Below are 13,820 nucleotides of genomic sequence, written 5' to 3' on the forward strand. Positions count from 1 at the left end.
CCCTGATTGCTCCCTGTTTGAAGTATTGAATGTCAAAGAATAATTTCTTGTAAATCTTCTTCAGCATCAGAACTAGAACTCTGAGTAGTTAAATTATTAACAATCAATTGATTCAATATAAATCCCGCTAATAGGGAAATCTTGTCGTCCTGGAATAACTTGGCTATGGGAACTTGAATGCCCAGATCAAACTCAATTCTTCGCTTGATTTCTAAAGCCATTAAAGAGTCAACTAAATATCGAAGAGATTCATCCGATTCGAGGTGAAGATCAGGATGCTGCAACAATTCCCTGAGGATTTCTAACAGGTAAGTTTCCAAGAGAGGTCTTTGAGCCTTTGATTCAGCAGCTAGAATTTTCTCCCGATAAGGATGGACTTGAGCTTCTTTCTTGCCACTAATTAGAGAAACTGGCTGAGGGGCACACTGCTGAAGGTGCTCAGGTTTCTCTTGCTCTACAACAACTTGCATAGGAGGAGCAGGAGACGGGCCTAGACCAGTACACCCCCAGCGAATGACCATAGCAGCAGCTGTTGCACCAGCTCCATTACTATAAACTAAGACCAAATCATTTTCGCAAATTTTACCGTCCAGGACCCCATGATAAAGATTGGCGATGGGATAAACAGGTCCGATATTGGCATAGCGTGGATAAAGATTAATCACACGTTCTGAATTGATGCCCAAGGCTCGGGCACACACCTGGCTGTACCATGGTGTGGGAGTATTAAACGCAAAATAGTCAATCTGCTCTAGGGTGACTCCTGCTGCTTTAATCGCTTCTGTGCAGCAGTCGCGGACAAAATCGACAGCTGTTGCCGCTAACATACTCATATTCTCACCTGTACGGGTGAGATAGCGTGGGTTACCGGCCTGATCAATCACCAATTCATGGATATAGGCACCGCAGGTAGATGTCGTATTAACGACTTTACTACCGAGTAACCCCTGACCTGGCTTTAAAGCCTCAACCACAAAAGCCCCCGCACCATCACCCATGGACCAAGCCAGCGTATCCGATGGTTCGACAGCATGGGAGCCAAGGTGAGAAGCGACAACTAATACCTTGGCATATTCCCCCGTCTGAACTAAAGCACAGGCATTCTGTAGAGCGATTAAAGCTCCGGAACAGGTTGAGTCTAAATTCCAGGCAGGAATACTGAGCCCTAACTGATTGGCAAGAGCGACTGCATTGCCCCCACCTGCACCTTCAGCGAAAAGTGAACTAACAATAATCAGATCAATCTGATTTGATGCAAGATTGCTAGCGTCTAAGGCAGCTTTTGCAGCCGCGCACTCTAACATCAGCGAAGACTCATGCTCATCGATGACTCTTCGTTCAACATTGCCTCGAAATGGATCCGATAAATAAGGAGAAACAGCCCGAGACCAAATATCCAAATTGTCTAGCGCAGGATTCTCTTGAATAGATTTTCTCACCCGTCGATCACGCGGCTGGGGAATCAGCTCAGGATACTTTTGCCGCCAATAATCATTTGTGCGAATAGTCTTAGGAAAACTCACTGCCAGTGAGCTAATTCCTGATTGATGGACAGTCATGGAACAATTTTACACTCACATAATTATGTTGTCTTTGAACAAACTCATTGAAAAATGGATAGAATCCATGGCCTAGATAGGGAAGATAATGACATTAAGCTCTTTGTGTTGATAAGAGTTCATGGTGTTATGGCAGATGGCATAGTCACTCGTGTTGAACTTTTTTTACTTTGAGCTAAGGGCGATCGCACTTGCGATGGCATAAGTCGATGTGTGACTAATGCTTAACAACCAGGTTTTAATCCTCAGCTGACGTGCAACGTTCTGAACTTCGCCCTTAAGAACCACTAATGGCTGACCACTGGGCAGTTTCTGAATATCAATGCTTTGCCAAGAATTTTCAGGAACATTATCTCGACCCAGTGCTCTGACGACTGCATTTTTCCCGGCCAAACGACCTGCAAAAAAATGTAAACGGCGAGTACCTACAAATGCATTACGCTGCTCTTGTTCTGTGAAACAATGCTGCTCTAGCGATTTACCTAACTGATCCCTCAGTAGTTGGAAACGACTAATGTCTACTAGATAAATGCCGTGACTCACCACATTAGAATAATTAGGGTGACCATCAGATAAACTTTGAGAAATTTGCCGTTCGATATCTATCATCATTTCCGGCATTTCCATTGGTAGCACCTGTTATCTAAGGCTTGAGTACTAAATTGGTGAGCATGGTATTCATTTTGTTGACCGACTCGGTATATTCCTTCTCAGGAACTGATTCAGCAACAATTCCGGCACCAGCATTTAAATAAATACGGTCTCCATATTGATAGGCAGAGCGAATTGCGATCGCTAAATCTGCTCTACCACAACTATCCACCCAGCCAATTCCACCAGCATAGATACCTCTAGGTTGAGACTCTAGGCGATCAATCCATTCCAGGGCTTTACCCTTATTGATACCAGAAACCGTAATACCTGGAAATAAAACCTTCAAAGCATCCCAGAATGTCTTATCTGGTTGCAGCTGACCACCGACCCTGGACGACAGATGTTGTACGCAGCGATATCGCTTAACCTCCATAAAGTTGAAAATCTGAATTGTTCCTGGCAAGCAAATAGCCGTAATTTCATCCTGTGCTAACCAAACAGACAACGCATGTTCTTTAACCTCTTTAGCATCGGTAAACAACTCAGCACTAAATTTCAAATCTTCTTCAAGAGTATTCCCACGTGGCCGGGTTCCAGCTAAAGGATTAGTTGTCACAAAACCATCTTGGTTCACTTCTATCAGTGTTTCAGGGCTAAATCCAACAGCCTGTATATTCTCAAAATCCAGACAGTAAGAACGAGCTGCATTATTAACCTTGGCCCCCACTATATAAGTGCCTAAAACATCTAAATTCCCAGTAAATTCACGCGACCGTGCAATAATCGCCTTATGTAAATGCCCCCCTCGAATAGCATCAATCATTTCACTGACTGACTTTTGATATGTTTCTTGATCGCCACTATCAAGGGTGAGTGATACTGACTCAAGGTTGGGTAGGTCAGCATTAACAAACAGCTGATTTCTAACTTTTTCTAGGGATTGTGTTGTCTTGATTTTTACTCCTTCCTTAGTAAAAATCAATTCGGTTTCAGGAATGAGGAAGTGGCAAAGCGGTTGACTAATTGACTTCGAATATGAAGAGTAGAAACGAGTGATGTCAAAGGCAACATAACCATAGGCTGTCCAATTTTCAAGGGCTAAAGAATTCAGAAGATCCTCAACTTGTTTCAGGGGATCGCTAATGGGTTCCGATTTGGATATATCTAAGCCTTTTAGTGAAACCTCCTGCTGACTTACCGAAACCCTCGCCAATTCACCACCAGCAATACGGGTTTCATCGTTTGCCACATACATGGCGTATTTAGAAAAAATGCCCGCTTGAAGGAGGTTATTTAAGACAACGGTTGGTTCTCTTGTACCGGGAATGAATGTTTCATAATACTTAGTTGAGGGTTTGAATTCTAATACCATGGGAGAACTCCTAATTAGATTTGCACGTCATTTGTCAATGGTTTAAACCTTGTCCTACTGTCAATGACATTCAGTAGAAAAGTTAATGGGAAATGGCGAGTGCTTCATCATTAGCTAACTTATTTTTTAGCTGTTGACGATGGATTTTGCCTGTGGATGTACGAGGTAAGCTATCTAAAAAATAGATTCGCTTAGGTGTTTTAAAATGTGGTAAGCGTTGTTTAGCAAACTGATAAATGGTTCTTTCTAACTCCAGGGTAGATGATTGTTGAGATTTGAGCCTAATATAGGCAACAACTTCAGTCAATTTTTCACCTTGTTCAGCGGAGGACGTAACAGCTACCTCATGGATTTGTGGATGCTGATGTAAGACATCTTCTATCTCCAATGGCGAAATCCATTGGCCATTTACTTTAAATAGCTCATCTTTGCGCCCAACAAACCAGAAAAATCCGTCACGATCACGCCTATATCGATCTCCAGTTCTCATCGTAGAACCGCTGATTGCCTTACGTGTTTCCTGTAATCGATTCCAATACCCCAACATTAAACTTGGACCACTCACTTGTAACTCGCCAATTTCTCCAATGGAGCAAGGTAATCCATTTTCATCCACAACTTGCACCTCGTATCCCGGCAAAGGTTGTCCAGAACTGCCTGGCTTTGATTTACCTAGCTGATTAGAGAGAAATATATAGAGCAATTCAGTGGTACCAATTCCCTCGCAAATCTCTAGATGGTGAGCATCAAGCCACTTCTGCCAAATGCTTTTAGGAAGCTGCTCTGCCGCCGATATACACAGACGCAACGACGACACATTAAAGTTAGAGATTTCCTCTATCTCTAATATATTGGCATATACGCTTGGTATTCCGAAGAAAACCGTTGGTCGAAAATATTGAACATCATCAACAATGTCAAAGGCATTGCTAGCATCAGACAAAATTGAGCCAGCACCTACTGTCATAGGTAAATACAGACTATTGCCTAAACCATAGGCAAAAGCCATACTGGCTACGGAATAGATAATATCATCTTGGGTTAACCCAATCGTTTCTTGGCCATAATGCTGGGCGCAAAAAAGAAAATTTTGATGGGCATGGATCACACCCTTAGGACGCCCCGTACTACCCGATGTGTAAAGCCAGAAGGCTGCCTCATCAGGAGATGTCAATGCGTGAGCTGTTGATTCCTGCCTTTGTTCAACTATGGATAGAAATGGATCTTCCCCATCCACAAGTAAAACATGACGCAAATAACCTAATGAGGTAATACTGATCCTTTCTTGCCATGCCTGAGTTGTTAAGAGAACCCTACTTCGAGAATCTTGAAGGATATAGTCCACATCCTCCAAAGAGCAAGCAGGATTGATCGGAACTGGTATGGCTCCCAACCAAATGGCACCCAAAAAGAAAAATATCCACTCAACTCTATTCTCGAGTAGAATGGCCACTCGGTTTTCTTGCTCTATGCCTAGCTCGGACAATACTTGCGCGCTACGTTTTACCAGACTACTAACCTGTGCATAGGTATAAACTGCAGACTTGCTATAAAAGGCAGCCTTGTCACGACAATCTCGATTGAAATTGTTTTCAAGCAAGTAAGCAGCAAGATTAAAAGTATCAGGTAATTTTTGGTAGGTACCTATCATAGAAAACTATTCCCCTGATTTAACTATTCCAATGGCCACCGCATGAACTAAAACGTAAGCTTCTAAATGCCACCAGTTCAGGAACCAACGCTGTATATTGAGTTTCTGAGCGCGAACTCTGGCTTGTCCGCGCAAACAAACTGTCAGTTGTTGCCCGTTAGGATTTGTCTCAATTTCATTCCAATCAATCTCGGCAAGGCCGGTGGCTAGGGCTTTACCGATAGCTTCTTTAGCACCAAAACAGACTGCATAAGCCCAATTAGGATCGCTGGCCAAGCGACAATACTGCAGCTCGTTCAATGTAAATAGAAGGCCAAGACTGCTATCAGCATAACGCTCAATCAATCTGGCGATCCTAGTTGGAGAGACTAAGTCAATACCAAGCCCCTTAACTTCAAAGCATGGATGGTGAGCTAAGAAACAAAAAGGTTTCTCCTTAAGGCATTGTGATTGCACATCTTTTATCCTCTAAAGGATGCAAAAAACTATTTAGCCTGCATCTTGAGCCTTTGCTAAATCGACCAAGGTGCTAACTTCCTCCAACGTCTTATCTTGACGAGTCTCCAACTTAACCCCAACACCGAAATGGCGTTTCAATGCTAGAGAAAACTCAACAACTTCCGTTGAATCTAACTGTAGATCCTTATAAATAAGGGAACTTGGCTTCATCTTATCTGGAGGAATGCCCAATTCACCCAGAATCTCCATGAGAGAATTGATTGTCTGCTGAGTACTCATCTAATTAAACACATCTTAAAAATTGACTAGTTGCTTCGACTTACCGACACACCATATATCAACAACACTTCACCATTCGAATATCTGTCAACATAATTATTAAGCAGATACTCTAGCACTAAAAAATCAATCAGCTGAAGGACGTACTATTTATTCCTCCTGAACCGTATTACAAACAACCTTGAATAAGAAACGGCCTACAGCACATTAAAGATGCTGGTTGACAACCTTAAACTTATTTGGTTGGGCGAAATAGTTAACTTTCAAAGCCAGGATGTATAACTTGTAAAGAGTGTTATACTTCTAGATCACCCAAAAATGGTGAGGTGACAGTATAGCGTAACTATACTGCGCCAGCACTCTGTTGTCCGATATTCTTTCTATCCTCAAACCTTTTCAACCTTAGAGCAATAAACTCTCTAAAACTGGAAAGCTTTTGAGTAAGTCCTGAAAACATTGCAGTCATCTGAAGATGGAGAAACTGCATCAATACCTACTGATTGATAGCAGTTATTGCGAAAGATTCTCAGAAAAATGACTTACACCTAATTGTTAGCACACTCCTGTGTGATTTTCAACACCTATTTTTTAAAAAGTACGGTTGTTCTCATTTTTCACTGACTTCGTTGCGATCCTTTCAGTGGGTCGGACGCATTGGCAGAACCCTCTTACACAGGTTCAGTACATGAGAATCCGACTATTGCAGTCCTTTCATAGGCACCCTAGAGAGTGAATGTATCTTTAGGGTGAGTTTTGAAAAACCAAAAGGTTTTCCTTTTGGAATGATGAAAAAATCTCAATTTATTAGTTTATTAAATGACTATCCTATTAGTTCATTAAATAACCATACTTTCAATTAATACATATGTACATTCGCTCAAAACCTTGATGTATAAAGGTTATAGCTCTTATGGTCTAGAATTTTTATTATTGAAATTAATTGTCAATAATAAAAAATAATTGTAGGATTCTATAGACGGATTAAAAATGGCAACGCTGTTATGGGGTTGCCATTTTGGCAGGCAAAATAATCTAGCTGGAGGCCTTATGCATGCAAGTGAGCTTTTCTGCTAAAAACGTTGATAATTTATTTGCAGAATGGGGGCAGAAGATTGGTTCGTGTGTGCAGCTAGATTCCACTGATGCAGTGTTAGAGCTATCACCTCGAGTCGGTAAGGGGTATTGGCGACAAATTAGGCTGCGGCCGGGTTTAGAAATATCGATAGAGTATCTTGAGTTTCCCGAGCCTTTTACTGTAGAGGTCTCAAATCAGTTTTACCGAGAGGTAATTGGGTTTAAGTCATCTCTGTCAGGGTATGTTAGAGGCGATTTTTCACCCCTTAAAGATGGGTATCATCTCACTCCGAGACAAAATAGAGTGAGTTTTGCTGCACGCTGCGGGCAGTGGATTGAATATCAGCCACGTCAACCCATCATTCATGTTGAAGTTATTGCTGGAATCTCTACATTAAAAGCCCTAGTGGCTGATCAGACTGATCAAATTTCTGGGGACTTGCAAACTATTTTGCAGGGGCAAAGGGCAACTCCTCTATCAAGAATCCAAACCATGTCTCAAGCTGCATTTCAAGCAGCAGAACAGACTTTAAATTGTCCTTACCAAGGAGTAACACGCCGGTTGTATCTAGAAGGTCGGGCGCTTGAACTCATTGCTCTGCAACTGCCTTTAAATCGTTCGGCAGATAGTTCAACTCAGCTCCAGTCTCCCTTAAAGTCGGATGAAGTTGATCGAATTCATTACGCTAAGGAAGTACTGCTGAGTAATTTGGTAAACCCTCCGTCTTTGATTGAGCTAGCACAGCAGGTTGGACTCAATGATTATAAGTTAAAGCGAGGATTTCGTCAGGTGTTTGGTACTACCGCATTTGGCTGTTTGTATCATCACAGGATGGAGCGAGCAAGAACGTTGCTGGAGGCAAGTTATTCAACGGTGACAGAAGTGGCTCAAGCGGTCGGCTATACCAGTGCGACATCTTTTAGTGCTGCATTTAAGAAAAAATTCGGAATGTCCCCTAGATGCTACAAACTCCGTTCTTAAGTTAGAGTGCGATCCGCTTGCAATAGAAAAAAATCCACCTTGAAGAGGACATAGCCATTGGCATGTCCTACCATCACATCAGCATAGTATTGAGAATAATTTTCATTTTCTGTTTCATACTTTTGCCCCTATTGTGTTGTGAGGAAATAACGTGAGACAACTGTATCTGCTAAAGAGCTTATGTTTAGCTGGTCTATCATGGATTTTTATTTGTTCAACGGCCCATGCTGAATCCGTGGGATTAACGGCAAGGCTAGATGAAGAGTCTTCCACAGTGAGTCTAGTAGATGCTGCGGTAGAAGCTAACGAAGATTGGTTATCTCAGTCGCCCAGGTCTGATATTGAGGTGCCGGTTCAAGTTGAGACTTTAACTCAGATTACAGATGTTCGGCTGGTTCCTACCGACTCGGGTGTCGATTTGTTTTTACGAGCCTCGACAGGGCAACTGTTACCAGTTTCCCCCTCTGTTGTTGGCAATGATTTGATTGCAGATATTCCAAATGCAGTTTTAGTTTTGGCGGATGGTGAACAGTTTCAAGCAGTGGATCTGACGGATGACATTGCCTTGGTCAGTGTTAGCAATCAACCCGACAGTCAGGTGCGGGTAGTTATTTCGGGGGTCAGTGAAGCTCCATTTGCAGATATCACTGTAGAGGAAACAGGACTGTTGTTTAGCGTTGTACAAGCAGCGACGGATAACTTGGCTGAGGAAAATACTCTGCGCATTGTGGTCACAGCGGAGAAAACGTCTGAAGTTGTTCAGGATGTTCCCATTAGTCTAACCGTGCTCACTGAAGATGAACTGGAAGATGGAGACATTACCACCCTTGATGGAATTGCTGGCAATACCCCAAACTTTTCCTCTTTTTCGGCCACTGGCAGCCGTAGTTTTACGTTTTACAGTATGCGTGGTCTATCTAACCAAAACTTTGGCTCTCGGGATCCGGTGGCCTTCTATGTTGATGATGTGCCCTATGACTATGGCAGTTTCCTTGACCTTGATCTGCCTGATCTTCAACAAGTGGAAGTTTTGCGGGGGCCGCAAAACACCCTCTATGGCCGCAGTAGTCAGGCTGGGGTAGTCAATATTATCACTCGCAAACCGACGAATGAATTGTCGTTCAATGGTGCCCTCGGCTACGGTAGCGAAGAAAACCTGGGCCTTCAAGCTGGGGTAAGCGGCCCGATTATTGAAGATGAGCTGTTTTATCGACTGTCCGGTAGCTTTGAACGGCGTGATGGCTTTTATGACAACAGCTTTTTAGATGAGGAGTTTGATGAGAAATCAGGGGGGACAGGTCGGGCACAGTTACGGTGGACACCAACGGACGCATGGGACATTTCCATTAATGCATCCTTGGAAGATTATCAAGATGGTGCCTATCCGTTAGTATTGTTGGATGATGATCCCTTTGACATAGAACAGGACTTTAATGGCTTCAGCGATCTCAATACTAATAGTCAATCTTTGAAGGTTGCCTATCTCCAGCCAGATTTCCGAGTGACTTCGATTACCACCCGTCGCTTCTCGGAACAGGACGCTCTGGGGGAAGTTGATCTAACAGTGGCGGATGTACTGCGATCTACCAGCAAGTTGGATTCAACCGTATGGACTCAAGAATTACGCTTGCAATCTCCAGAAGCAGCGGAGCAGCTGCAGTGGATTGTAGGCGGTTACTTTGAGTCTAGAGAGTTTGACAATAATGGCTTTAAGTCGATTTTTGGGGATGATGCGGCAGCGGTTTTGGGGCCAATGACCATTCCGGGATCTAGCAGTATTAATACCGCAGATTCTCGCGATACAACTTGGGCGACATTTGGCCAAGTTAGCTATCGGCCGATTGATCCGTTGAGTCTCACTGTCGGTCTGAGGTACGAGAATACCGACAGTGAGCTTTCACGCTTTGACCAGGTATTTCGTGTTCCAGGTTTTCCTGACACTCCCTTGGCTACATTTGAAGATGTCGATCAAAGTTCTGATGCACTTTTACCACGCTTTGCTATTGACTACCGGTTGAGTCCAGAGGCTACCCTGTATGGCAGCATTTCACGGGGCTACCGTCCGGCTGGTGTCAATGTTTTTGCAGATGGCAGTGAGGCTTCTCTAGTGTTTGATGCTGAGCGCTCCTGGAACTTTGAAGTGGGGGCTAAAACTACTTGGTTTGATGATCGTCTAGGGGTCAATCTCTCTCTTTTTCATAATCCCGTCGACAATTATCAGGTGGCTACATTTAATCCAATCACCTTATTTACTGATAGTGTAAACAATGCCGATGTTAGTATCACGGGTTTGGAATTTGATATAAGGGCAACGCCCCTTGAAGGTTTGGATTTGCTAGCGGGATTAGGTTTGGTTGATGCTGAATTTACCAACTTCACTGACGCCAATACGGGGGTTGATTTTGATGGCAACAGCCTACCCTATGCCCCCGAGTTGACCTACAATGTAGCAGCTCAGTATCGAGCACCGTTTGGATTGTTTGGCCGGTTAGAATTGCAGGGTGTTGGCAAGACATTTTTTGATGAGGCTAATACTTTGAAACAAGATGCCTATGCATTGATAAATGCTCGTCTGGGATATGAATTTGATCAGTATGGGGTGTATCTTTTTGCCAATAATCTTTTTGATACTCGATATATTATTCAAGGCTTTGATATCGGTGGGCAACGGGCAGGTTCCTTTGGTGCTCCAGCAACCTATGGTGTTCAGTTCAAGTCTAATTTCTAAATGAACAGTCACAGACGGGGCCGTAAATTACTCCTCTTGAGCAGTCTGTATATTTCGCAGTACATTCCGCTGATGTTTTTTGTCCAGGCGCTGCCTGTTTTTATGCGCCAACAGGGGGTGTCTTTGGAGTTCATTGGGCTGGTTTATCTGCTAGCGCTGCCTTTGTTGCTGAAGGTGTTTTGGTCTCCCTTAATTGATCGCTATGGCCATACCCGCTGGGGACATTACCGTTTTTGGATTGTTACGTTTCAATTACTGTTAGCGGGTGTGGCTGCCCTCTGTGCATTTGTAAGCTTCCAAACCAATTTTATGTTGTTGTTTGGGTTACTGATGCTTATGGCCACATTAGCTGCTAGCCAAGATATTGCCACAGATGCTTTGGCAGTGAGGCTACTAACTCCAACCGAGAGAGGCTGGGGCAACGGCATCCAAATGACAGGTAATTATTTGGGGGCGATGTTGGGGGGCGGTGCCATGCTGGTTTTACTCAATCAGTGGGGCTGGCGAAATAGTCTGCTTGCCCTGGCATTGATTATAGTAGTTGCACTTTTCCCGATATTGCAATATCGGGAACATTCTTCAAAGGTAGCTCATAAAGCACCTATTTGGATGGATCTGGCCAATTTTTATCGTCGTCCTGGGGTGTGGCGTTGGCTGATGCTACTCACGTTATATCTTATTGGTGGCACCATGGCGGATAGCATGTTTCGCCCCCTTTTGGTGGATATTGGGTTGTCATTGGCTGATATCGGTTGGCTCTTGGGAGTAGTTGGCAATGGCGCTAGCATTGCAGGCGCTGTGATATCAGGATTGCTCGTGGTGCCCATGGGGCGAAAGCGCTCTCTAATCTTTTTTGGGGGAGTACAAATGATTGCTATTTTGACATACCTGTTGCCTGCATCGGGTATTAGTCATCAATTAGTTCTCCATTTTGTCACCATAGTAACTGGTTTTGCTAGTGGTGCTACTTTTACGGTGTCATCCACTGTCATGATGGATAAAAGTCAATTGGCAGCTCCAGGAACAGACTATACGGCTCAAACATCCATTGTTTATCTGGGTAGCTTTATGGCGGCTGGTATGAGTGGTGTAGTTGCTTCAGCAATCGGTTATCAAGGAGTTTTCGGAGTAGGTGTAGCGGTGGCCTTTTTAACGATTCTTCTGATGCGTCGAACGCTAACATTGGCACAATAGTCCGTTTAAAAATACGGTGAAGCAACGGATAAAAGACAAGGGAAAAAATCCGTTTTCAATATAAAAAAATCCGTTTCAAGAATGTTGTATTGCTTGATATTAGCTACGATGGCCGCATTATGAAAAAGCCCATGACTAAGTCACACTTTACTCAGCCACCAACTGGGATTTGGAGCACCATGGCTCCGGTTAAGGGGCGAATTGTTGTTGCGATCGCACTCTCTGCCCTGAGCTCTTGTAGCAGTCTTGCCTCATTATTGACTATTCCCTTTATCACTGCGGAACTGCTATCTGTAGCACCGGTGCCAGAGGTAATTTGGCGTTGGGTTGCAGTGGCCGTAGTCTTAGTGCTTATAGCTTTTACATCTCGCAGCTTTGCATTTAGAGTTTCCCACATTGGGGCCTTTAACCTTGAGGTGATTTTACGTACCGCACTTGCTGAACATTTGGCCAAAGTTCCCCTGGGATATGTTATTGCCACTGGTTCAGGCGCGATCAAAAAGCTGGTGCAAGACGACGTTAAATCTCTTCATGCCTTTGTGGCTGACAGTACTCCATTGATCGGTCAGGCGTACACCATTCCGATAGTCTCTTTGATAGCCATGCTAATTGCTGATTGGCGATTAGGGTTGGCAACCTTAATGGTGTTACCCGTAGGACTAATCTTTATTCAACTAGCGTTGCGAGACTATAAAGATCAGCGAGATGCCTATGATCAAGCCAATGAGTCTATTAATAGTGTAATTATTGAATTTGTTCAGGGCATGCAAGTGGTGCGTACCTTTGACGATGGTAGTAGTTCATTTGCACGATTTCAAACAGCTCTCGATGCCTTTACCCAGAGCCTGCGAGATTGGAACAATAAGACTCAGTTTTCTGCTCGTTTAGGATCTCTCTTATTTGAACCATTACCTACCCTAGTATTGGTATCTACGGTGGGAACATGGTTGGTCTCCCATGGGAGTTTAACAATACCGAGATTTTTAGTTTTTCTATTGTTAGCTCCTCGATTGTGTGGTGCCTTTAAACCTATTTTTACCCTTTCTTACCTGATTAATCAGGCCAATGCCGGAGCGTTGCGGATTGGTGCTGTGTTAGCGGAGCCGACGTTGCCTCAACCCATGCAGCCGCAGCAGCCTACAGACTCATCGATCTCCTTCCGTAATGTCACGTTTGCCTATGGCGATGGGGCTCCTGCATTGCAAAACATATCGCTTCAGTTGCCAGCGGGTAGTTTGACCGCTTTAGTCGGACCATCGGGGGCTGGTAAGACCACCCTGGCTCGTCTGCTCCCTCGATTCTGGGATGTTGATGAGGGAGCTATTGAAATTGGAGGCGTGGATATTCGTCAGATGACCTCGGAGACGCTAATGTCCTGGGTTTCTTTTGTTTTTCAAGATACCTTTTTGTTGCAAGATACCGTTTTCAACAACATTAAGCTAGGTCGCCCCGATGCTACTCAAAAAGAAGTAGAGGAAGCGGCTCAAGCGGCCCAAGCCCATGGATTTATTCTGGATTTACCTCAGGGATATGGCACCTTAGTGGGTGAACGGGGAGGACAGTTGTCGGGGGGGCAGCGTCAGCGCATCACGATTGCCCGCGCTATTCTCCAGGATAATCCTATTGTGGTGTTAGATGAGGCCACAGCATTTGCCGACCCAGAAAATGAGGCATTGATTCAAGCTGCGATCGCCGCCCTCACCCGAGATAAAACCTTGATAGTCGTTGCCCATCGATTAGCAACCATTGTTCAGGTCGACCAAATTGCTGTACTTGATCGAGGTCGTTTAATAGAGCTAGGCAACCACGACCAGCTGATTGCTGCCAATGGCCTTTACAACCAGCTATGGTCGCGTCATCAAGCCGCTCAGAATTGGGGCTTAAACATACAAAATGACCAATCAGCGCTAGCCCTGTAGTCGACAGCA

At 44.0% G+C, this 13,820-nt stretch carries 10 protein-coding genes; 4 read left to right on the plus strand and 6 right to left on the minus strand.

Annotated elements, in window-relative coordinates; all coding sequences use genetic code 11:
* Window positions 1-32: 32 nt before the first annotated feature.
* From U2F10_RS03295 to U2F10_RS03320, 6 genes are all read right to left on the minus strand, one after another.
* Window positions 33-1,559, minus strand: coding sequence for a 3-oxoacyl-[acyl-carrier-protein] synthase III C-terminal domain-containing protein (locus tag U2F10_RS03295; protein WP_499870747.1), 1,527 nt, complete (start codon window positions 1,557-1,559; stop codon window positions 33-35).
* A 165-nt stretch (window positions 1,560-1,724) separates the two neighbouring features.
* Entirely contained in the window at window positions 1,725-2,186 is a 462-nt protein-coding gene (locus tag U2F10_RS03300) for a holo-ACP synthase (RefSeq protein WP_163659379.1), read from the minus strand.
* A gap of 16 nt (window positions 2,187-2,202) precedes the next feature.
* The gene (locus tag U2F10_RS03305) at window positions 2,203-3,525 is read right to left on the minus strand and encodes a salicylate synthase (protein ID WP_499870749.1); all 1,323 of its coding nucleotides are present in this window, start codon (window positions 3,523-3,525) and stop codon (window positions 2,203-2,205) included.
* Window positions 3,526-3,607: 82 nt separating this feature from the next.
* Complete coding sequence (locus U2F10_RS03310; protein ID WP_499870751.1) at window positions 3,608-5,176, minus strand: benzoate-CoA ligase family protein; 1,569 nt, start codon at window positions 5,174-5,176, stop codon at window positions 3,608-3,610.
* A gap of 6 nt (window positions 5,177-5,182) precedes the next feature.
* Window positions 5,183-5,632: a 4'-phosphopantetheinyl transferase superfamily protein gene (locus U2F10_RS03315; protein WP_163695968.1), complete on the minus strand. Its 450-nt coding sequence runs from the start codon at window positions 5,630-5,632 to the stop codon at window positions 5,183-5,185.
* 33 nt (window positions 5,633-5,665) lie between these two features.
* A complete protein-coding gene (locus U2F10_RS03320; protein WP_163659383.1) occupies window positions 5,666-5,914 on the minus strand; it encodes an acyl carrier protein in 249 nt (82 codons plus the stop codon).
* Between the two features lie 1,051 nt (window positions 5,915-6,965).
* On the opposite strand from U2F10_RS03320, the gene U2F10_RS03325 reads away from it, so the two are divergent.
* The 4 genes from U2F10_RS03325 to U2F10_RS03340 all read left to right on the plus strand — a co-directional run bounded on the left by U2F10_RS03325 (window position 6,966) and on the right by U2F10_RS03340 (window position 13,811).
* Complete coding sequence (locus tag U2F10_RS03325) at window positions 6,966-7,970, plus strand: helix-turn-helix transcriptional regulator (RefSeq protein ID WP_499870753.1); 1,005 nt, start codon at window positions 6,966-6,968, stop codon at window positions 7,968-7,970.
* A gap of 235 nt (window positions 7,971-8,205) precedes the next feature.
* Complete coding sequence (locus tag U2F10_RS03330; RefSeq protein ID WP_499870754.1) at window positions 8,206-10,698, plus strand: TonB-dependent receptor domain-containing protein; 2,493 nt, start codon at window positions 8,206-8,208, stop codon at window positions 10,696-10,698.
* Window positions 10,699-11,892 (plus strand): MFS transporter, encoded by a 1,194-nt coding sequence (locus tag U2F10_RS03335; RefSeq protein WP_499059010.1) that lies wholly within the window; start codon window positions 10,699-10,701, stop codon window positions 11,890-11,892.
* Between the two features lie 131 nt (window positions 11,893-12,023).
* Entirely contained in the window at window positions 12,024-13,811 is a 1,788-nt protein-coding gene (locus U2F10_RS03340) for an ABC transporter ATP-binding protein (protein WP_499870756.1), read from the plus strand.
* Window positions 13,812-13,820: the final 9 nt, after the last annotated feature.

This window comes from Leptothoe sp. EHU-05/26/07-4 (assembly GCF_043421015.1).
In the GTDB taxonomy this organism is placed as follows: Bacteria; Cyanobacteriota; Cyanobacteriia; order Phormidesmidales; family Phormidesmidaceae; genus Leptothoe; species Leptothoe turfae.